Annotated in this window: 10 protein-coding genes; 4 read left to right on the top strand and 6 right to left on the bottom strand. The window is 62.7% G+C overall.

Annotated elements, in window-relative coordinates; all coding sequences use genetic code 11:
- The 4 genes from ASD95_RS26535 to ASD95_RS26520 all read right to left on the bottom strand — a co-directional run bounded on the left by ASD95_RS26535 (position 1) and on the right by ASD95_RS26520 (position 3,986).
- Positions 1-228 carry an MbtH family protein gene (locus ASD95_RS26535; RefSeq protein WP_056727052.1) on the bottom strand — a complete coding sequence of 76 codons (228 nt, stop codon included), beginning with the start codon at positions 226-228 and terminating at the stop codon, positions 1-3.
- Between the two features lie 81 nt (positions 229-309).
- Positions 310-1,710 (bottom strand): aspartate aminotransferase family protein, encoded by a 1,401-nt coding sequence (locus tag ASD95_RS26530; protein ID WP_056727053.1) that lies wholly within the window; start codon positions 1,708-1,710, stop codon positions 310-312.
- Positions 1,711-1,983: 273 nt separating this feature from the next.
- Entirely contained in the window at positions 1,984-3,309 is a 1,326-nt protein-coding gene (locus ASD95_RS26525) for an ATP-binding protein (protein WP_056727054.1), read from the bottom strand.
- The gene (locus ASD95_RS26520; protein ID WP_056727055.1) at positions 3,306-3,986 is read right to left on the bottom strand and encodes a response regulator; all 681 of its coding nucleotides are present in this window, start codon (positions 3,984-3,986) and stop codon (positions 3,306-3,308) included. The genes ASD95_RS26525 and ASD95_RS26520 overlap by 4 nt, the downstream gene beginning before the upstream one ends.
- A gap of 197 nt (positions 3,987-4,183) precedes the next feature.
- Here ASD95_RS26520 and ASD95_RS26515 point away from each other — a divergent pair, with 197 nt between their 5' ends.
- The 4 genes from ASD95_RS26515 to dsbG all read left to right on the top strand — a co-directional run bounded on the left by ASD95_RS26515 (position 4,184) and on the right by dsbG (position 8,609).
- On the top strand, positions 4,184-5,152 hold the full coding sequence (locus ASD95_RS26515) for a tetratricopeptide repeat protein (RefSeq protein WP_056727056.1): 969 nt from the start codon (positions 4,184-4,186) through the stop codon (positions 5,150-5,152).
- 117 nt (positions 5,153-5,269) lie between these two features.
- On the top strand, positions 5,270-7,012 hold the full coding sequence (gene dsbD / locus ASD95_RS26510) for a protein-disulfide reductase DsbD (protein ID WP_056727057.1): 1,743 nt from the start codon (positions 5,270-5,272) through the stop codon (positions 7,010-7,012).
- Complete coding sequence (locus tag ASD95_RS26505; RefSeq protein WP_056727058.1) at positions 7,012-7,866, top strand: TlpA disulfide reductase family protein; 855 nt, start codon at positions 7,012-7,014, stop codon at positions 7,864-7,866. The genes dsbD and ASD95_RS26505 overlap by 1 nt, the downstream gene beginning before the upstream one ends.
- A complete protein-coding gene (gene dsbG, locus ASD95_RS26500; protein WP_056727059.1) occupies positions 7,842-8,609 on the top strand; it encodes a thiol:disulfide interchange protein DsbG in 768 nt (255 codons plus the stop codon). The genes ASD95_RS26505 and dsbG overlap by 25 nt, the downstream gene beginning before the upstream one ends.
- A 58-nt stretch (positions 8,610-8,667) precedes the next feature.
- Here dsbG and ASD95_RS26495 read toward each other — a convergent pair whose 3' ends face one another.
- Positions 8,668-9,486 carry an alpha/beta fold hydrolase gene (locus ASD95_RS26495; protein WP_056727060.1) on the bottom strand — a complete coding sequence of 273 codons (819 nt, stop codon included), beginning with the start codon at positions 9,484-9,486 and terminating at the stop codon, positions 8,668-8,670.
- Between the two features lie 203 nt (positions 9,487-9,689).
- Positions 9,690-22,688, bottom strand: a complete 12,999-nt coding sequence (locus tag ASD95_RS26490; RefSeq protein WP_056727061.1) for a non-ribosomal peptide synthetase — start codon at positions 22,686-22,688, stop codon at positions 9,690-9,692.
- Between the last annotated feature and the right edge of the window lie 293 nt (positions 22,689-22,981).

The following is a 22,981-nucleotide window of genomic DNA, read 5'->3' as shown; positions in this document are numbered from 1 at the left end:
TCAGTGCGCCACAGCCGCCTGCTCGTCCATTTTCTGCCGCAGGCTCAACGGACGCATGTCGGTCCAGGTCTCTTCAATGTAAGCCAGGCATTCCTTTTTCAGCCCGCCTTTGCCTACTGTGCGCCAGCCTTGTGGCACGGCTTTGTAGTCGGGCCAGATCGAGTATTGCTCTTCGTGGTTGACCACGACCTGAAAGAGGATGTCCTCACGGTCGAATACTGACGTCATGCTGTCTCTCCATCGTTTTCGGGCGGGCTGCGCCGTGTGCGCAGCCGTTATGTAGAAAGAACGTTCCGCCGGGCGGGAAATTTAGGGATTGGCAGTGGCGGCGACCAGGGCCCGACCGAAGATTTCGGCCACGCGATCGATCTGCGCAGCAGTAATCACCAGCGGCGGCAGGAAGCGCACCACCGCGCCATGGCGGCCACCGAGTTCCAGGATCAAGCCACGCTTGAGGCATTCGCGCTGCACCAGGGGTGCCAGGCGGGCGAAGGCCGGCGGATGGCCTTGGGCATCCAGAGCGCCCGTCGGGTCGACCAGTTCGACGCCAAGCATCAAGCCACGCCCGCGAATGTCACCCAGTTGCGGGAAGTCCCGCTGCAGGATGCGCAGGTGCTCGGCCAGGCGCTCGCCCATCGCGGCGGCATGCTCGCAGACCTTGTGATCGACCAGATAACGCATCACCGCGGAGCCGGCGGCCATGGCCATCTGGTTACCTCGGAATGTCCCGGCATGGGCGCCCGGCAGCCAGGTGTCGAGCCAGTCGCGATAGACCACCACCGCCAGCGGCAGGCTGCCGCCGATGGCCTTGGACAGCACCACGACATCGGGAATGATCCCGGCGTGCTCGAAGGCGAACATCTTGCCGGTGCGGGCGAAGCCACTCTGGATTTCATCGACGATCAGCGCGACACCCGCCTGTTCGGTGATCCGCCGCAGACCGCGCAGCCAGTCCAGATCCGCCGGGATCACCCCGCCCTCGCCCTGCACCACTTCCACGATCACTGCCGCCGGCAATTGCACGCCAGCCTCGGGATCGTTGAGCAGGTTTTCCAGGTAACTCAGGTTGGCCTTGACCCCTTGCACGCCGCCAAGCCCGAACGGGCAGCGGTAATCGTAAGGGTACGGCATGAACTGCACGCCACTGCCGAGCAAGGCGCCCAGAGGCTTTTTCGGCCCCAGGCTGCCCATCAGACTCAACGCGCCCTGACTCATGCCGTGGTAACCACCCTGGAACGACAGCACGGTGCTGCGCCCAGTGGCGGTACGCACCAGTTTCAGTGCCGCTTCCACGGCGTCGGTACCGGTCGGGCCGCAGAACTGGATCTTCGCTTCAGCGGCCAGGGCTGGTGGCAGCAAGCCGAACAAGTCCTGGACGAACCGGTCCTTGACCGGCGTGGTCAGGTCGAGGGTATGCAGCGGCAGTTCATCGCTCAGCACTTGCTGGATGGCTTCGATCACCACCGGGTGGTTGTGCCCCAGGGCCAGGGTTCCGGCTCCGGCCAGGCAATCGATGAAGGTTCGGCCTTCGACATCCTCGACGTAGATGCCCTTGGCGCGCTTGAGTGCCAAGGGGATGCGTCGTGGATAGCTGCGGGCGTTGGATTCCTGCCGGCTCTGACGGGCCAGCAGCGGCGATTCGTTGAATTGATAAAGCGTCTCGGCGGACGTCGCCGGATGCTCTTCGATAAGGCTGGTAGCGACTGACATCTCTCGACCCCTCAATACGCTGTGGATAGTGACCAAAACTGCACACCGGGCAGGTGCGCGCTCCGGTCACGGGGCGCACTTGTCAGGTTTTCCTGTTCTGGAAACGCATCAGCGAGGCGGGGATTTAGACTTTCAATCCGCTTTCTTGGCGGTCACCGCAATACCCTGTGGGAGCGGGCTTGCTCGCGAAGAGGCCATCACATTCAACATTTATGTCGACTGTTACGCCGCCTTCGCGAGCAAGCCCGCTCCCACAGGGTTCAGCGGTGTTTTTCAGACCGGTTGCAGCGGCATCGTCAGCTCAACCCGCAAGCCGTCCGGCCGGCTATCGAAATGCAGGGTGCAACCGCAACGCTGAACGATGGCCTGGACAATCGCCAGTCCCAGACCACAACCGGTGCTCTGGCCGTTGCGCCAGAAGCGCTGGGTCAGATGTTGCAGGTCTTCTTCGGCAATCCCCGACCCATGGTCGCGCACCACGAACTGCACACGATTGCCGGTGGTCTCCAGGCTCAACTCCACTGTTTTGTCGGCGGGGGTATGGCGCAGTGCGTTGTCGAGCAAGTTGCGCAGCGCGGCAATCGACAACACGGCGGGCATTTGTACCGGCGCGGCGGATACCTTGCCCGGTGCCTGAAACCTGATGCGCTGGCGATCGCCGCTCGCCGCGTCCTGGATCGCCAGCTTCGCCACTTGCTCGGCGTTGCATTGCACACCGTCGTCAAACGACAGACTGCCTTCGACGCGCGCCAGCAACAGCAATTGTTCGAGGGTCCGGTGCATGCGGTCGGCACCCTCTTCGGCCCGGGCCAGGGACTGGTCCCGGGCGCTGCCGTCAGTCATCCGCGCCACTTGCAGGTGGGTCTTGATCGCGGTCAGCGGGCTGCGCAGTTCGTGGGCCGCGTCACCGGTCAGGCGACGTTCGCGCTCGATGGTCTTGCCGATGCGCTGGAGCAATTGGTTCTGGGTTTCCAGCAAGGGTTGCAGCTCGCTGGGCAGTGGCTGGATCTGCAACGGTTCGAGGGAGTCGGCGCTGCGGCGCATCAAGGCGTCGCGCATGCGGTTGAGGGGCGCCAGCCCCTGGCCGATGCCCAGCCAGAGCAAACACAGGCAACCGAGCAGCGCCACGCCCACCGGAACCGAAGCGGCCAGCAGAATCGACATGTTCAACGCCTCGCGCTCGATCTGCCGGTCGGCGGTAGTGATGCGCAGATCGCCACGGGCCAGGGTAAAACTGCGCCACGGCGCGCCGTCGATCATCTGATCGTGAAAACCAAGTTTCTCGGCCTCCAGGGTCTGCTGCGGATCGGTGTGACTGCGGGCGAGGATCTCACCGCGCAACGAGCTGACCTGGCACGCCATGCCGCCCGGAATGTTCAGTTGTTCGGCGCTGAAATGAGTGCCCTCGCCCTTGCTCGGCACGGGCGGCAGTTGCTCCATCAGTCCGGCGACCATGCGCGCCGACGCCACCAGCCGCTGGTCGAGGGAAAACATCATTTGATTGCGCAAATCGCTGAGCATCCAGGCCGCGGCCAAGGCCCAGATCAAGGCAAAGGCGGCTCCGAGCGTCAGGCTCAGGCGCAAACGCAGGCTCATCACTTCGATTCTTCTCCGCCATCAGCCGGCCCCAGGCGATAGCCCAGGCCGCGCACGGTCTCGACAATGCCGTTGCCGAGCTTGCGCCGCAGGTGATGGATATGGACGTTGAGGGCGTTGCTCTCCAGCTCGTCGTTGAAACCGTAGACGCTGTCCTTGAGTTGCTCGGTGGATAACACGCGGCCACGGTTATGCAGCAAGGCCTGCAACAAAGATTGTTCACGACGCGACAGGTCCACCGGCTGCCCTGCGAGCGTGGTTTCGCGGCTGCTCGGGTCGTAGGTCAGGGCACCATGCTCGATCAGGTTGACGCTGCGCCCCGCCACCCGCCGCAACAGCGTGTGCAAGCGCGCAGCGAGCTCGCGCAAGTCGAACGGCTTGAGCAGATAATCGTCGGCGCCGGCTTGCAGGCCATCGACGCGGTCAGTGACCGAGTCCCGGGCGGTGAGGATCAGCACCGGGATTTCCAGGCCATGGTGACGCAACTGCTGCAGCAACTTGAGGCCATCTTCATCGGGCAGGCCGAGATCGAGCACCATGACATCAAACTCCGCGACCTTGAGCATCGCCCGTGCGGCGGACGCCGTGGCGACGTGTTCCACGGTCAGGCCCTGGGCGGTCAGGCCGGCGACGATACCGCTGGCGATCAATTCATCGTCTTCGCAAACCAGTATGTGCATGGAAAACCCTGTCGAAAGACATTGATTAAAAAGACACCGGGTTAAGCCAGGATTATGCCTTGACCGGCTGCTGACAGTCATTTCTCAAGACTGATGGTTTGTCGGGCATCCTATAAATATGTACCGCACCTGCACCCTCCTGCCTGAATAACCTGTGTGACGTACCACCCAAACTTCCATCAACACAGGTATTGACCATGTATATACACGCGGACGCATTGACGTCTTTGTTCAATTTGCTCAACACGCTTGGCTCACTGATCACCCAACTGAACGATGAGCAAAAAGCCGCCAGGAAAAAAGGTCTGCAACTTTACAACCTGGGGGAATATCGGGAATCGGAGGCCTATCTCATGATTGCCGCCACCGCAGGGGACCGCGATTCGCAGTATGCACTCGCACAGGTCATCACACTCCGGGAAAGAAGTCTCAAAGAGGAGGATAAAACCCATGCAGAGAGAGAATGGTACGTAAAGGCCGGTGCCCAGGGCGACGTCCGTGCCTTACTGCGATTAGCTGATGAAACCTCGCTTGCCAAAGCGAAAGAGCTTGCAGAGGAGCGCGCCGATCACGGCGACAGCGAAGCCATGCTGCAACTTTATGAACTAACCAAAGATATCGAATGGATGAAAAAATCTGCAGAAGCAGGATTTCTCGAAGCGCAATACAGTCTTGCTGTGCATTATGACAACGATCATTCCCTCATTCCGAACACGGATGAACGCGAAACGGCTATCGATGGCTGGCTCAAACGTGCAGCCGATGCCGGGTTCCCGAAAGCGATACATTGGTACAGCAATCGTCCGCACATCAGCCATGATCTTCCCGTCAGAAAGGAATGGCTGCTTAAATGGACGGAAACAAACGACGTTTGGTCTCTGCGCTATTACGCGTATGCGCTTGGCGGTGCATACCACGATGAAAATGGCATCGATGTCGAGTACGGCCTCGAAGAGAATCTAGTCAACGCCTACGGCCTCATGTGGCTGATTATGGAAAGCCACAAAGAGTTCAAGGGATACCAAAACATCTCAGATGTTTTTTCACAGATTGCCGAAACGTTGTCCGAAACAGATAAAGCGGCCGGCAAAGCATTTGCACAGGAGTGGAAACGCACGCATCCGCCAATGTCGGAATACCGATTGACCTATAGCGACCCTCGTTAATCCCGTGACGACGATTCGCGCTGTGAACCCGGTTTTCAGCGCGAATCAGTTCGTTAACACCCGGTTAATCGGCGGCCATCATCGTGCTCGGCAATAGCAGTTTTTAAGGCTTTTTCGATGCGCGGTATTTTTGTTTTTTTCCTCTGGCTGTTTACCTGCCTGGTTCAAGCGGCGCCCGGAACCAATCCGTTCGACACCAAACCTGAATTTCTCCCGGTTGATAAAGCCTTCACGTATACCTCTGAACGTCTGGAATCCGGTGAAACCCAGCTCTATTGGCAGATCACCGACGGCTATTACCTGTACCAAAAACGCTTGAAGTTCGACGGATTGCCTGTCGAACAGCACCCCCCGCTGCCGGAAGGTGAAGCGCACAGCGACGAGTTTTTCGGTGAACAGCAAGTCTACCGCCAAGGCCTGGAGCTGAAGATTCCCGCTGGCGCCAGCGGTCAGGTCAAGGTCAGTTACCAAGGCTGCGCCGATGCCGGCTTGTGTTATCCGCCACAGACCAGGGTCGTGGACCTGGGCAACACCAATGCGCTGAATGCAGCCACTGAAGCACCGGACCAGGCGCTAGCCAGCAGCTTGCAACAACGGGCGCTGGGCTGGAGCCTTTTGCTGTTCTTCGGCCTGGGCCTGTTGCTGGCCTTCACGCCTTGTTCATTACCGATGCTGCCGATTCTGGCTGGATTGATCGTTGGCAGCGGCGCCACACCCAGACGTGGATTCGCCCTGGCCAGCAGTTACGTAATCAGCATGGCGCTAGTGTATGCGGCGCTGGGTGTACTGGCCGCCTCTCTCGGGGCGAACCTGCAAGCCTGGTTGCAGAACCCTTGGCTGCTGGGCAGTTTCGCGGCGATATTCGTACTGCTGGCGCTGCCGATGTTCGGCTTCTTCGAACTGCAACTGCCGGTGGCCGTGCGTGATCGCCTGGAAAACGTCTCGCGCAATCAACGCGGCGGCAACCTGATCGGCGCCGGGGTGCTAGGGGCGCTGTCCGGTCTGCTGGTGGGACCGTGCATGACCGCCCCACTGGCCGGCGCCCTGCTCTACATCGCGCAAAGCGGTAACGCGCTGCATGGCGGGTTGATTCTGTTCGCCATGGGCATCGGCATCGGTGTACCGCTGTTGCTGCTGGTGACCGTCGGCAATCGCTTCATGCCCAAGCCCGGCGCCTGGATGAACCTGGTCAAAGGCATTTTCGGCTTCCTGTTCCTCGCCACTGCATTGCTGATGCTGCGCCCGGTGCTGGACGAATCCCTGTGGGTCGGATTGTGCGGTGCGCTGCTGTTGATCGCGGCCTACAGCGCCTGGAAACAGTCCGAAGGTTTTGGTCGTATCGCGCACCTGTTTGGCGCCAGTTCGTTGCTGCTCGGTTTATGGGGTGGCCTGTTGGTGATCGGTGCGGCCGCTGGCAGTGATGATCCGTTCAAGCCATTGCTGGTCTACCGCGCCTCGAACCAGGTTGTGGCCGCCGTGCCGGTTGGCCACGATGCCTTCACCACCGTCAAGGATCCGCAGGCACTGCAACGGGAACTCGACGCCGCACACGCTCAGGGCCAGTGGGTGCTGCTGGACTACTACGCCGACTGGTGCGTGTCGTGCAAAGTCATGGAAAAGCAGGTCTTCGGCAAACCTCATGTCCTCGAAGCCTTGAGCGATGTGCGCTTGCTCCGACTGGACGTCACCGCCGACAATGCCGCCAGCCGCGAACTGCTCGGCCGCTACAAAGTGCCAGGGCCGCCGAGCCTGCTGTGGATTGGCGCGGACGGCGAAGAACGGCGCAGCCAGCGCATCACCGGCGAGGTCGATGCCGACACTTTCCTGCAACGCTGGACCATCACCCGAGACGCCCGTTAATGCTGACCTTCACCCTCGGCACCTTTGCCATTGCGCTTAATCACCTGCTGCTGATCAGTGCGCTGGCGCTGGCCACCTTTGTCGGCTGGCGGGTTGCCAGGCGCGGTGGTGAAAACCCCGAGTCGGTGCTGTTCAGCCTGTTTCTGCTGGGCATGCTGGCGGCCCGAATCAGTTTCGTGGCGGCCTATTGGGTGCACTATCGCAATGATCCGTGGCAGGTCATCGACCTGCGCGATGGCGGTTTTCTCGCCTGGCCGGGGGTGGTCGTGGTGTTGCTCGCCACGCTGTATCGCGGCTGGCGTCGCCCGGGTCTGCGCCGTCCATTGGGCTTTGGCGTGGCCAGCGGCCTGGCGTTCTGGCTGTTGGCGACGATCTCCCTGTCAATTTATGAACAAGGCACACGCCTGCCGGAAATCACCTTGCGCAACGCCGCCGGCGAAACCGTGCAACTGGCCGACTACAAGGGCGGCCCGTTGGTGATCAATCTCTGGGCCACCTGGTGCCCGCCGTGCCGCCGGGAAATGCCGGTGCTGGAAAACGCCCAGCAACAACGGCCGGACCTGACGTTCCTGTTCGTCAATCAGGCGGAAAGCATGCAAAGCGTCGCGACCTTTCTGGAAACCCAGGGCCTGAGCCTGTCCAACGTGCTGTTCGACGGCAGCGGACGCCTGAGCCAGGCCGTCGGTTCCATGGCGCTACCGACTACGCTGTTCTACAACCCCGAGGGTCGCCTGCTGGGCAGCCATCTGGGCGAGTTGTCGGAAGCCAGCCTGGCCCGCGCGCTGGAAAACTTCGACACCGTACCCGTCACCTCTTCAAGGAAACTGCCATGTCCCGCCTCCGCCACCTGCTGACCCTGAGCCTCGGTGCTGCCCTGTTGCACCTGCCATCGGTGCAGGCCGAAGAGTTGCCCGATGCGATCAAGAAAATCGAGGCCAAGGGCGCGAAAATCGTCGGCCAGTTCGACGCCCCCGACGGCTTGCGCGGTTATGCCGCGCAATACCAGAACCGCGGCATGGCGCTGTACCTGACCCCGGATGGCAAACACGTGTTGCTGGGCAACCTGTATGACGCCGAGGGCAATGACCTGAGCAGCGCGCCATTGCAGAAACTGGTGTATGCCCCGATGGCCAAGGAAGTCTGGGCCAAGTTCGAAACCAGCAACTGGATCGGCGACGGCAAGAAGGATGCACCGCGCGTGGTGTACCTGTTCAGTGACCCGAACTGCCCATACTGCAACATGTTCTGGGAACAGGCCCGGCCGTGGGTCAAGGCTGGCAAGGTGCAGTTGCGCCACATCATGGTGGGCATCATCCGTGAAGACAGCCCGGGGAAATCCGCCGCACTGCTCGCAGCCAAGGACCCGGAAAAAGCCCTGCAGGACCACGAAGCCTCCGGCAAGGACAGTTCGCTCAAGGCCTTGAAGGAAGTGCCGCCGGCGATTCAGGCAAAGTTCGCGGCCAACATGCAATTGATGGAAGAACTGGAGTTGCAGGCGACGCCGGCGATTTTCTACATGGACGACAAGGGCAATCTGCAACAGCAGCAAGGCGCGCCGTCACCGGACAAACTGGCGAAGATTCTCGGACCGAAGTAAGCAAGATCAAAAGATCGTCCGAACGCGGGCCGCGTTCGGACGATCTTTTTTGCAAACCCTACGCCGGATTGCGCTCAGCCAAAAACTCCAGCAGCGCTTGGGTGACAAAGTCCGGATTCTCCAGATTGGAAATATGCCCCGCCTCCGGCACCAGCACCCACGGGCAGCCAATCAACTCGGCCATATCACGGGCTTCACCCGGTGGCCGAGGCTTGTCCTGATCGCCGCACATCACCAGCGTGTTCGCCGCATCCAGTTCGCCCAGACGCGATAACTGATCATCGCGCCCAAACGTAATCCGCCCCATCGGCACGATGCTTTCACGCAGGCGATCCGCAGGTAGAGCCGCGAGGGAAGCATGAAAATCCCGGTAGAGCGCCGACTGCTGATCAAGGCCTGTCCGGAAGAAAATCGGCACCACGATATCCAGCAACGCTGGCGTGATAACACCCGCCTCCTCGATCTGCTTCAACAGTGAAAAGTAATACTGGCGAGTCGGCTCCGGTTCGGCGCCGACGTAGGTGTCCATCAACACCAGGCCATTGAGCCGGTGCGCTGCCGATAAGGCCAGGCGCACGCCCCACATGCCGCCAACCGACAGGCCGACCAGCGTGACCCGTTCGATATCCAGATGATCGAGCAGGACCAGGGCCTGACGCGCCAGGTCATCCAGGGACGTCGTACCGACAGGCAACGGCCCGGATTGGCCGTGCCCCCACAGGTCCAGGGCGATCACACGATACTGCTGCGAGAGCGCAGCAATCTGCGGCGCCCACATGGCCTGGTCCCACAGGTAACTACCGGCCAGCAGAACCGCCGGGCCGGTGCCTTGATCGATGTAGTGAAGGGCCTGTCCGTCTATCGTTACGAAGGGCATCGACTGTTTCCGCGAGTAAAAATGGAGCCGGAAGACTGAGCGGCAGGCCATCCCTCGTCAATCGCTGGAGTGTATGCGTTTGTGCCACCTTCGCGGGCAAGCTCGCCCCATAGCGATTTATGCCGATCACAGATGATGTGATCACCACAAACTACTGTGGGAGCGAGCTTGCTCGCGATGGGGCCATTACAGACGCCAGGGAATCAAAGCCCCTCCAGCTCCGCCATCAAATCATTCAAGCGATCCACCTTCTCCCCGGTGAGCTCGCTGGCCGCCAACCCGTTAATGTACCGGGCCAGTTCTTCCACCGTGCTGCATTCGAACATCGCCCGCAACGGCACCTCCTGTTGCAGGGTTTTCTGCACCCGCGAGGCGATTTGCGTGGCCAGCAGCGAATGCCCGCCCAACTCGAAGAAGTTGTCGCGAACGCCCACCTTCTCGACCTTCAACACCTCGGCCCAGATGTCTGCCAGGGCCTGCTCCAGCTCATTGCGTGGTGCCTGGTAATCCTGGCTTTGCAGCTGGCCGATCTCCAGCGCAGGCAAAGCCTTGCGGTCCAGTTTGCCGTTGGCGTTGAGCGGCAGCTTGTCCAGCCACAGCCAGTGCAGCGGCACCATGTATTCCGGCAATTCGGCACGCAGGCGTTGCTTGATGCGCTCCAGGCGTTCAGCCGGATCGAACGCAACATCCGCCGCGACCAGATAGCCCACCAGATGCTTGCCGTTCGCCCCTTCCTGCACACTGACCGCTGCGTCACGAATTTCCGCTTGTTCATGCAGGCGAGCCTCGATTTCACCCAGTTCGATACGGTAACCACGGATCTTCACCTGATGATCGACACGGCCGACGTATTCCAGCACACCGTCACTGCGACGGCGGGCCAGGTCGCCGGTGCGATACAGGCGCTCACCCGGTGCGCCGAACGGGTTCGGCACAAATACCGGGGCGGTGCGCAGCGGATCGCCGACATAGCCGCGACCGACTCCGGTCCCCGCCACGCACAGCTCACCCACCGCGCCCAGCGGCACCAGTTCCAGCGCTCCGTCGAGCAGGTACAACTTATTGTTGTCGGTCGGCGTACCGATCGGCAGGTAGCTGCCGCGAGTCGACGCCAAATCAACCCGGAAGAACGCCACGTCATCCGAGCACTCCGCCGGGCCGTAGGCATTCACGAGGCCGATCTGCGGATAGCGCAGCAACCATTGATGCGCCAGTTCCGGCGGCATCGCTTCCCCCGTCGGCAGCATCCAGCGCAAGCCGTCGAGGCTCATGCGTTCCTGGGCGAGCATGCCCTGGATCAGCGAAGGCACGCTTTCCAGCACGGTGATGCCCTGGCTTTGCACATGAGCGAGCAAACCTTGGGGATCGTGGGCGATGGTGTTCGGCACGATGTCCACCCGTGCGCCGAACAACGGCGCCGCGAGGAACTGCCACACGGAAATATCGAAGCTTTGCGACGCGGTTTGCGCGATCACGTCGGCGTCGCTCAGGTTCAGGTACGGCACCTTGCTCAACTGGTTGTTGAGCATGCCGCACTGTTCGACCATCACGCCTTTGGGCAAACCGGTGGAACCGGAGGTGTAGATCACGTAGGCGAGGTTGTCCGGGCCGCTGAAGACGCCAGGATTGTCCGCCGACACCGCCAGGGTCTGGACCTCCTCCCAGACCAGCAGCCGTGGCCGGCTGGAGCAGCCGAACGCCTCAAGCAAGGCCTGCGCCTGCTCACGACACGCTTGCGTGCACACCAGCAACGGCGTGCGGCTCAGATCGATGATCCGGTTCAGACGCTGACTCGGCAAACCCGGGTCCAGCGGCAGGTAACCCGCCCCCGCCTTGAAGCTGCCGATGATCATGCCCAGCAAATCGAGGCTGCGTTCGGCCAGCAAGGCCACTGGCTGATCGCGCCCGACACCGGCGGCGATCAATGCATGGCCGAGGCGGTTGCTGCGCTGGTTCAGCTCCAGATAACTGTACTGGCGGTCCAGGCAACTGGCGGCAATCCGCTGCGGGTTCCGGGCAACCTGGGTTTCAAACAGTGCAACGTAGCTCTGCTCCAGCGGGTAATCCTGCTCGCTCTGGTTGCAGCCCTGGATGAGGAAATCCTGCTCCTCGGCCCCCAGCAACGGCAGGTCAGCCATGTCGCCATGGAAACCTTCCACCAACGCCAGCAGCAGACGCTTGAACTCACCGAGCATGCGCTCGACCGTGGTCTCATCGAAGTAGCGCTGGTCGTAGGACAGGTGCAAGCCCAGGTCATCCCCCGGATAGCACACGGCCGTGAGCGGGAAGTTGGTATGGGTCCGCCCCGAATCCGAGGTCGCGTTGAGGCTCTGCGCACGGTCCAGCACCGAGACTTCAACCGGGGCGTTTTCGAACACGAACAGGCTGTCGAACAGCGGCTGGCCCTTGGGCAGTTCGCTTTGCTCCTGGATGTTCACCAGCGGCAGGTATTCGTATTCACGCAGTTGCATGTTGTGGTCGAGCAGACCGCTGAGCCACTGGCGCACACTGCAACGCTGGCCGTCCTCGGGCATTTTCACCCGCAGCGCGATGCTGTTGATGAACAGGCCGACGGTGTGCTGCATCTGTGGCATGTCCACCGGACGCCCGGCCACGGTGACGCCGAACAGCACGTCGCGATCCCCGCTCAAGCGTCGCAGCACCAGTGCCCACGCCGCCTGGGCGAAGGTATTGATGGTCAGCTGATGGGCCTGGGCCAGTTCGCGCAATTGCACGCCGTCCCGGGCATCGAGCCTTGTGTAGCGGTCGCCGACGATCATGCCGCCGCTGTCGCCGGCATGTTCGCGCAGCAATGGCCGGTCGCTCGGGATAGGCGTGGTCCGTTCGAACCCCTGCAGATTGGTTTTCCACCATTGCCGTGCTTCAGCCAGGCTTTGGTGCTGCAGCCAGCCGATGTAGTCGCGATAACGTGGCGGCATCGCCAACTGCGCTTCCCGGCCTTCGCCGAGGGCGCTGTAGATTTCGAAGAAATCGCTCATCAGCAGCGAACGGCACCAGGCATCGATGAGGATGTGGTGGTTGCTCATCATGAACCAGTAGCGCGCCTCGCCCACACGGATCAAACGCAAGTGGAACGGCGCCTGGTTGAGCAGATCGAACCCGGCCTCGCGTTCGGTCTTGAGCAGGGATTGCAGTTTCGACTCCTGCTCGGCTTCGGCGAGATCGCTCCAGTCGAGGTATTCGATCGGCGTGTCGCCCGGTTTGTGGATCACTTGCAGCATGTCTTCTCCGACGTTCCAGCAAAAGGACGCGCGCAAGGCTTCGTGGCGGGCGATCACTGCTTGCCAGGCCTGGGCGAAACGCTGCGGGTCGAGCTCGCTGTTGATGCGGTAGCGGTCCTGCATGTAGTACAGGCCGGTGCCCGGCTCCAGCAAGGTGTGCAGCAGCATGCCTTCCTGCATAGGGGTCAGCGGGTAGACGTCTTCGATGGCGGCGGCCGGGACCGGCAGCGCATCCAGTTGCGTCTGGCTGAGATTCGCCAGCGGGAAGTCCGACGGCGTCAGGCCGCCCGCGTCGTCGCGCAGGCAATGCTCGATCAAGCTGCTCAACTCACCGAGGTAGGCATCTGCCAACTCGTTGATGGTTTGCCCATCGAAGCGTTCTGCGCTGAAAGTCCAGCGCAGTACCAGTTCACCGCCATACACCTGACCGTCGACGCTCAGCTCGTTGGGTAGCGGGGCATTGCCATCGTGGGCCGCGCCAAGGGCTTCATCCAGTGGATGGAACAGCGCGTCCGCGCCGAAGCTCTGGTCGAACTGGCCGAGGTAGTTGAAGGTGATCGGCGCCACCGGCAACCCGGCCATGCGCTGGCGACTCCGGTCATCGGCGAGATAGCGCAGCACGCCATAGCCCAGGCCTTTGTGCGGCACGGCACGCAGTTGCTCCTTGATCGCCTTGATCGACGCGCCCTGCCCGGCCGCTTCTTCGATGTTCGACGGGGTCAGGCGCAGCGGATAAGCGCTGGTGAACCAGCCGACGGTGCGGGTCAGGTCGATGTCGTCGAACAGCGCTTCGCGGCCGTGGCCTTCCAGTTGAATCAGCGCCGATGGCTGACCGCTCCAGCGGCACAGCACGCGGGCCAATGCGGTCAGCAGCAAGTCGTTGACCTGGGTGCGATAGGCACTCGGTGCCTGTTGCAGCAACTGCCGGGTACGCTCGCTGTCGAGACGCACGCTGACGCTTTGCCCATGCCGGTTCTGCCGCCCGCCCTCGGGGTGATCGCAGGGCAGATCGGCAATTGGTCCGGCCAGGTGTGCCTGCCACCAATCCAGTTCCTCGCGCAAGGAATCGCTGCCGGCGTAGGCCTGCAAGCGAGCGGCCCAGTCTTTGAAGGCGCTGGTTTTCGCTGGCAGTTTCACCGACTGCTGCGCGTGCAGTTGGCGATACACGGTTTGCAGATCGTCCAGTAGCACGCGCCATGAAACGCCATCGACGACCAAGTGGTGAATCGCGATGAACAGCCGTTGCTGGCCCTCGGGACCATCGACCAGCAACACGCGTATTAGCGGTCCCTCTTCGAGGTCGAGGCTGCGCTGGGCATCGGCGAACAAGGCTGCGCATTTGTCCATGGACGAAACGCGCACCTGCCACAACACCGGCGCTTCGAACATCGACTGGTGCGTGGCCTGCCATTGGCCGGCGACCTTGCTGAAACGCAGGCGCAAGGCGTCGTGCTGCTCGATCACCGCCAGCAGTGCTTGCTCCAGACGATGGGGTTCGAGGGCCACAGTCGGGTGCAGCAACAACGCCTGGTTCCAATGCTGGCGTTGCGGGATGTCGGTGTCGAAGAACCAGTGCTGGATCGGCGTCAGGTGCGATTCGCCGATGATCAAACCCTGCTCGGCGCTGACCTGCTCGGTGCGGCTGGCCACGGCGGCGAGGGTCTGCACGGTCTGGTGCTGGAACAGGTCGCGAGGGCTGAAGTGAATGCCCTGCTGCCGTGCCCGGCTGACCACCTGGATCGACAGGATCGAGTCACCGCCCAACTCGAAGAAGTTGTCGTTGAGGCCGACCTGTCCGACGTTCAGCACTTCGCACCAGATCTGCGCGAGGCTCACTTCAAGCTCGTTGCTCGGCGCTACGTAGTGATGGCGATTCAGCTCCGGGTCCGGCGCCGGGAGAGCGCGGCGGTCGAGTTTGCCGTTGGCGGTCAGCGGCATGCTGCCCAGCAGGATCAGGTGCGTGGGCACCATGTAGTCTGGCAGTTGCGATTTCAGATGCGCCTTGAGGGCCTCGCGCAAGACCGATTGCTGTGCTTCGCTCTGTTCGGCGACGTCAGTCACCAGATAGCCGACCAGTTGCTTGCCGCTCGGTACATCGAGCGCCAGCACCACCGCTTCACGGATCGATTCGTGCTCCAGCAGACAGGTTTCGATTTCACCGAGCTCGATGCGGAAGCCGCGAATCTTCACTTGATGGTCGATGCGACCGAGGTATTCCACCAGGCCATCGACGCGCTGGCGCACCAGGTCGCCGGTGCGGTAGATACGCCCGCCGCCGGCGGCAAACGGATCGGCGACAAAGCGCTCCGCGGTCGTGCCCGGACGCTGGTGATAACCCTGGGCCAGGCCCGCGCCACCGACGTACAACTCGCCCGTCGCGCCTTGCGGCACCAACGCCAGGTCGGCGTCGAGAATGTAGGCCACGCGATCGCCGATCACGCTGCCGATCGGTACACTTGCGGCGCCCTCTTCCAGTACTTCAGGGGCGAGACCGGCCAGCGGCATGACCACGGTTTCGGTCGGGCCGTAGGCGTTGAAGAACTGGATCGGCTGGAAGGCTGCGCGAATGCGTGCCAGGTGTTCACCGGTCAACGCTTCGCCGCCGGTGATGATCATGCGCACCGGCAGGGTTTCATTTTGCGTTGCCAGCCATTGCGCCAACTGGCTGCCGTAGCTCGGCGTGAAACCGAGGACATTGATGTGATGACGACGGATCAGGCCACAGATTTCTTCCGCGTCCCACTGCCCTTGAGCCCGCAGCACCACTTGCGCACCGCTGAGCAACGGCACCAGCAAACGCTCCGTGGCAGCGTCGAAGTTGATCGAATAGAAGTGCAGTTCGCAGTCATCGGCGCGCATGGCGAAGCGCTCGATCACCGCGCGGCAATGCATGGCGATTTCGCCGTGGGACACCACCACGCCTTTCGGCTTGCCGGTCGAGCCCGAGGTGTAGATCAGGTACGCCTGATGCTGCGCCAGGCTGATCAGCGGCAGCTCGGTGGCCGGGTAACTGACCAGTGCCGCCGCGTCTTCTTCAAGGCACCAGCGGCCGACGGTCGCCGGCAATTCGCCCAAAGCCTTGAACATCGCCGCATCGCTGAGCAGCAAACCGATGCCGCTGTCTTCGATCATGTAGTGCAAGCGGTCCAGCGGGTACTCCGGATCCAGCGGCACATAGGCGCCGCCAGCCTTGAGGATCGCCAGCAGGCCGACAACCATCTCCAGCGAGCGCTCCAGTGCCAGGCCCACGCGCACCTGCGGACCGACACCGCGTTCACGCAGCATCCACGCGAGGCGGTTGGCGCGGTTGTCGAGTTCGGCGTAGCTCAGGGTCTGCCCGGCGAAGGTCAGGGCCGGAGCGTCTTTGCGCGTCAACGCTTGCTCGGCGAACAGGTGATGGATGCACTGATCCAGCCGATGTTCGCCCGGCTCGACGCCAAGGCTGTCGAGCAGGTGTTGTTGTTCGCCACCGGCCAGCAGCGGCAACTCACTCAAGCGCTGCTGCGGATCGGCAATCAGTGCTTGCAGAAGATTGCGCCAATGCCGGGCCATTTGCGCGATACGCGCTTCGTCGAACAGATCGGTGCTGTAGGTCAGGCAGCAACCCAGGCGATGGTCGAGGTCGGTGACTTCCAGGTTGAGGTCGAACTTGGTCGCGCGGGCATCGTTGGCCAGGTACTCGACCGTCATGCCGGCCAGGGTGCGGCTTTGCTGGAACTCCCAGCGCTGCACGTTGCACATCACCTGGAACAACGGGTTGTAGGCCGCGCTTCGGGGTGGTTGCAAGGCTTCCACCAGATGATCGAACGGCAGGTCCTGATGGGACTGGCCTTCGATCACCGTGTGGCGCACCAGCTCGAACAACTCGCCGACAGACATCTGCCCGTCGAGCTGGCAGCGCAGCACCTGGGTGTTGAGGAATGCGCCGATCAGCCCTTCGCTCTCCGGTCGAATGCGGTTGGCCACCGGCGCGCCGATACGCAGGTCGGTCTGGCCGCTGTAGCGGTACAGCAGCGTGGCCAGGGCGGCGGTCATGGTCATGAACAGGGTCAGGCCGTTTTGCCCGTTGAAGGCGCGAACCCGTGCCGCGAGCTCATCACTGAGGTCAAAGCGATACAACTCACCCTGATGGCTTTGCACCGGCGGACGCGGACGGTCGGTCGGCAACTCCAACAATGGGTGTTCGCGGCCCAGTTGCGCGCTCCAGTAATCGAGCTGGCGCTGACGCTCGCCGGACTCCAGCCACTGACGCTGCCACACGCTGTAATCCAGGTACTGCACCGGCAATGGCGCCAGCGGTGATTCACGATCATCGACGAACGCTTCGTACAGCGCGCTCAGTTCCCGGGCAAAAATGTCCATTGCCCAGCCTTCGGTGACGATGTGGTGCAGGGTCAGAACGAAGTAGTGTTCCTGTTCGGCAGTCTTGACCAGACAGGCGCGCAGCAGCGGTCCGGTTTCCAGATCGAATGGCTGGTGCGCTTCATCGTCGGCCAGTTGCTGGACCTGCCACTCGCGGACTTCGTCATCCAGCGCGGTGAAATCCTTCCAATCCATGCGCACGCCGGTTTGCCCGTGTACTTGCTGGCGGGCGACGCCGTCGATGCTCGGGAACGTGGTGCGCAGGGTTTCGTGACGCAGGATCAGGGCTTGCAGCGCCGCCTCGAAACGCGCTACGTCGAGCACGCCACGCAACCGCGCCATGCCCCCGACGTTGTAGGCCGGGCTGTCCGGCTCCATCTGCCAGAGGAACCACATGCGCTGCTGGGAATAGGACAGCGGCACCGGTTGGCTGCGGTCGACTTTTTCAATGGGCGGCTGCTTGTTGGTGCTGCCACTGACCTGGATCAGGCGAACCTGTTCGGCAAATGCACCGAGTTCGCTGTGTTCGAACAGTGCCCGCAGCGGCAACTCGACATCGCAGGCCTGGCGGGTGCGGGAGATGATTTGCGTGGCCAGCAGCGAGTGGCCGCCGAGGGCAAAAAAATCATCGCGCAAACCGACTTGCGCCAGGCCCAGCACTTCGCGCCAGATTCCGGCGACGTGTTGCTCCAGTTCAGTCACTGGCTCGACGTGTTCGCGAACCTGCCACTGCGGTTCCGGCAAGGCACGGCGATCGAGTTTGCCGCTCGGGCCGAGGGGCATTTGTTCCAGGCGCATCAATTGTGCCGGGACCATGTATTCGGGCAGTTCGGCGGCCAAAGCGCTTTTCAGGCGGGCGGTTTGCCCGGCTTCCTCCCCGGCATAGTTCGCTGCGGTGTAGTAACCAATCAACTGCGCCCCGGCCACGGTGTCGCGCACCAGCACCACGGCTTGCGCAACGCCGTCCTGGGCCAGCAGGCGCGCCTGGATTTCCTCCGGCTCGACGCGGAACCCGCGCAACTTGACCTGCTGATCGAGACGGCCGAGGTATTCGATCACGCCATCCGCCGTCCAGCGCGCCCGGTCGCCAGTGCGATACAGGCGCGCGCCCGGCTCGCCCAACGGATCGACCACGAAGCGTTCGGCGGTCAACGCCGGGCGACCGAGGTAACCACGGGCCAGGCCAACGCCGCTGATGCACAACTCACCCGGCACACCGACCGGAACGGGATTGAGATCGTTGTCGAGCACGCGGCAAATCACATTGCCCAGCGGCCGGCCAATCGGCGAGCGTTCGCCATCGGCGCTGGAGCATTGCCAGTGGGTGACGTTGATTGCGGTTTCAGTCGGTCCGTAGCGGTTGTGCAGTTGCACCGCCGGCAGTTGCGCCAGCACCCGGTTGCGCAGCTCCGCCGGCAAGGCCTCGCCCCCGGAGAACACCCGGCGCAGGCTGGTACATTCAGCGCTCAGCGGCTCCTCGATGAACAGCGAAAGCAGCGGCGGCACGAAGTGCAATGTGGTCACGCCGTACGCTTGCACCAGCTGCGCGATGCGGTGCGGATCGCGGTGTTCGCCGGGACCGGCGATCAGCAAACGTGCGCCAGTGATCAGCGGCCAGAAGCACTCCCACACCGAAACATCGAAACTGATCGGCGCCTTTTGCATCAGCACATCGGTTTCGTTCAGGCGGTAAGTGTCCTGCATCCATTGCAGGCGCTCGGCCAGCGCGGCGTGGGTGTTGCCGACGCCTTTGGGCTGGCCCGTGGAGCCGGAGGTGTAAATCACATAGACAAGGTTGTCGCCGTGCAGGTGCAACCCCGGCGCATGGCTCGGCCAGCCGTCCAGGTGCAGGGTGTCCATGGCGATCACGCTGACGCCGTCAGTCGCTGGCAGGCACTCAAGCAATCGGGTTTGCGTCAGCAGCAATTCAACACCGCTGTCGCTGAGCATGTAGGCCAGGCGTTCGGCCGGGTACTCCGGGTCCAGCGGCACGTAGGCGCCACCGGCCTTGAGGATCGCCAGCAGGCCGATCAGCAGTTGCGGCGAACGTTCGCAGGCGATGGCCACGCAAACGTCCGGGCCAACGCCTTTGTCGCGCAGGTAATGGGCCAGACGGTTGGCCCGGGTGTGCAGTTCGACGAAGTCCATCTGGCCACCGTCCCACACCAGCGCGATGCGCTGCGGGGTCTGGCGCGCCTGCTCAGTGAGCCACTCCGGCAGCCATTGGCTGGCCGCTGCGCAGGGTGCGCTGGCCCAGTCCGATTGCTGATGGTGCTCGGCAGCGGTCAACAGCGGCAGGTCACCGATGGCGGTGTCCGTTTGATCGCAGACAGCGCGCAGCAGGTTGCTGAAATGCTCGGCCAGGCGCTCGATGGTGGCGGCCTCGAACAATTCGCTGGCGTAGTCGAAGGACAGGGTCAGGCGACCGTTGCGGTCTTCTTCACTGTGCAACTGCAAATCGAACTTGGCTTCGCGGCTATGCCAGGGCAACTCTTCGGCCAACAACCCCGGCAAGCGCTTCAATGCGCCGAGGTCCCGTTGCTGATGGTTGAACATGACCTGGAACAGACCTTGTTCACGGGCTTGCGGGAAGGCTTCCAGCAGTTGCTCGAACGGCAGGTCCTGATGCGCCTGCGCACCCAACGCCGCCTGACGGGTCTGCGCCAGCAGCTCAACGAATGGCAGGCGCGAGTCCACCTCGGCACGCAGCACCTGGGTATTGATGAAGAAACCGATCAGGCCCTGGGTTTCCAGGCGCGGACGGTTGGCATTGGGCACGCCGATACGGATATCACCCTGGCCGCTGTAGCGGTGCAACAAGGTCTGGAACGCAGCCAGCAACAGCATGAAGGCGGTCGATTCATGGGCCTGGGCGGTCTGGCGAATCCCATCGCTCAGGGGAGCGCCCAGACGCACGGTGTGGCGAGCGGCGCTGTGCAGTTGTTGGGCAGCGCGTGGATGGTCGGTGGCCAGGTTCAGGGTTGGATGCTTATCACCCAAGCGGTCCTTCCAGTAGGCCAGTTGACGCTCGCCTTCCCCTTGCGCCAGCCATTGCCGCTGCCAACTGCCGTAATCGGCGTACTGCGTCGGCAACGGCGCCAGCTCCGCTTGCTGGCCCTGGGAGGCGGCCGCATACAGGCGCGAGAACTCGTCGATCAGCACGTTCAGCGACCAGCCGTCAGCGATGATGTGGTGCATCGTCACCAGCAACTGATGGTCTTCGTCGTCGAGGCGAACCAGCGTCACCCACAGCAACGGGCCTTTCTCCAGATCGAATTGGGTTCGTGCTTCGTCCTCCCGGATCTGCTGCGCCCGGGCCTCACGCTCGGCGGTCGGCAGGTCGCTGATATCGATCAGTTGCAGGTTGAACCCGGCCGCCGCAACGACCTGTTGCAGCGCCACCCCGTCGCGCTCGAAGAATCGCGTGCGCAGGGATTCGTGGCGCTCGATCAACTGCTGGAAACTGGCGCGCAAGGCGTCCTCATCCAGTTCGCCGCGCAGGCGCAAGGCACCGGGAATGTTATAGGCGCTGCTTTGCGGGTCGAGTTGCCAGGTGATCCACAGGCGGTTTTGTGCCAGCGATTGCGGCATCGGTTGCTGGCGCGACAGCGCCGTGATCGAGCCCTGGGCCAGGCCACCGTCCTGTTGCAGACGGGCCACGACATCGGCGAATGCGCCGAGGGTCGGCGCTTCGAACAGCAGACGCAGGTTCAACTCCAGACCGAGCTCTTCACGCAGGCGCGCCACCACTTGCGTCGCCGCTATGGAGTTGCCGCCGAGCAGGAAGAAATGATCATCGGCGCCCACCTGCGTCACTTGCAACTGCTCACACCAGATCTGGCCGATCAGGCTTTGCAGCTCGGAGCCCGACTCGATCCGGCCTGCACTTTGTGTGGCGGCCGACGGGAACATCGCGTAGCTGTCGAGACTGCCGTCCGCCAGGCGATTGCGACACGCCGAGCGCTGCAATTTGCCGCTGGAGGTCTTGGGCAGCGCGCCCGGATTGAGCAGCACCACCACGCTCGGCGCTTGCTGATACGCCTCGGCGACGGCTTGGCGAATGGCTTTGATCAAGGATTCCGGTGGCTGGATTTTCTGCACGCTGCGGCTGATTTCGGCGGCGATGCCGATACCTTCCTGACCATCAACCGTAACGGCAAAGGCGGCAACCCGGCCTTTGCGCACCACTTCCACTTCGCGCTCGACGGTCTGCTCGATGTCCTGCGGGTACAGGTTGTGCCCGCGCACGATCAGCATGTCCTTCAGGCGCCCGGTGATGAACAGCTCGCCATTGCGCAGGAAACCCAGGTCCCCGGTGCGCAACCAGGTCTGGCCGGCGTGCCGGACGAAGGTCTTGGCCGACGCCTCGGGGTTGCGCCAGTAGCCTGAGGCGATGCTCGGCCCGCTGGCCCAGACTTCGCCGACGACGTTGTCGGCCTGTTCGCTGAGGGAGGCCGGATCGATGATCAGCACCGCGTGCGCCGGTTGGCTGATACCGCAACTCATGATCGCGCTACCCTCGCCCGCTTCGACTCGGTTCTGCGCCAGGGCCTGATCGTCCACCCGCAGGTTGCCAATGCCTTTACCGCGCGCGGTGCCGGCCACGAACAAGGTGGCTTCGGCCAGACCATAGGAGGCCATGAAGCTGTCCGCGGTGAAACCGCAGGTGGCGAACTTCCCGGCGAAGCGTTCCAGGGTGTCGAGGCGAATCGGTTCGGAACCGGAATACGCCACGCGCCAGCCACTCAGGTCGAGCCGCTCCAGGGCTGACTCGCTGACCCGTTCGCTGCACAAGCGATAGGCAAAATCCGGCCCGCCGCTGATGGTGCCGCCGTATTCGCTGATCGCCTCCAGCCAGCGCAACGGCCGGCCGAGGAAATACGCCGGGGACATCAACACACAGGGCACGCCGCTGAAAATCGGCTGCAGCAGGCCGCCGATCAGGCCCATGTCGTGGTACAGCGGTAGCCAGCTGACGATGACATCGTCGGGGTTCAGGTCAATGCCGAAACCGTGGCGAATCAGCAATTCGTTGGCCACCAGATTGCCGTGGCTGACTTGCACGCCTTTGGGCAGCGCGGTGGAGCCGGAGGTGTATTGCAGGAAGGCGATGTGATCGGCCTGCAGGTCCACCGCGACCCAGCGCTCGGCCAGTGCACCGTCGAGGGTATCGACACACAGCAGCGGCGGCGCCCCTTCGATCTGCTGCAACCCTTCGCGCAGTCCGGCGCTGGTCAGCAGCAAGCGTGGCTGGGCATCGCTGATGATCGACAGCAGGCGCTCCTGATGATGACGGCGCGTCGACTCCGGCGGATAAGCCGGCACCGCGATCACCCCGGCGTACAGGCAACCGAAGAACGCCGCGACGTAATCCGGGCCGCTGGGGAACAGCAACACCGCGCGGTCGCCGACATCCGTTTGGGTCTGCAACGCGCCGGCAATCGTCCGCGCCCGCAGGTCCAGTTCGCGATAGCTGAGCAGCACCGCCTGGTCCTGGGTTTCGGCGAGAAAGCGCAGGGCCACCCGATCCGGCGTCAGGGCCGCGCGGCGCTGAAGGGCTTGGACCATTGTGCTGGGGAGTTCGAACGCGTCGCTCATGAGGTTTCCTGCCTGAATTCGGCTTGCAATTGGAATCGGTTTTCTGACGTCGCACCCTGATCGAGGGCGCGCAGGACGCGGTCTTCGCCGACCGCGCAAGGCATTGGCAATGCGGTTGTGACCGGGGCTGCTGCCCGGTTCCATTCACCAATGAGAACGGATGACGTCTGGAAATAATTAGTCGCCAGGCTGGAACGCAAAGTGGACGCAAGTGAGTCAGCGTGTCGCAGTTCTCACTCTGCACTCTTACAGCGCAATAGTTCTTTTTCTCATTTGACAATAATTATCATTAA

This window comes from Pseudomonas sp. Root71 (genome assembly GCF_001429045.1).
Classification (GTDB): domain Bacteria; phylum Pseudomonadota; class Gammaproteobacteria; order Pseudomonadales; family Pseudomonadaceae; genus Aquipseudomonas; species Aquipseudomonas monachiensis.
The sequence above is the reverse complement of the archived record's forward strand: the minus strand, read 5'-3'. Positions and strand labels throughout refer to the sequence as shown.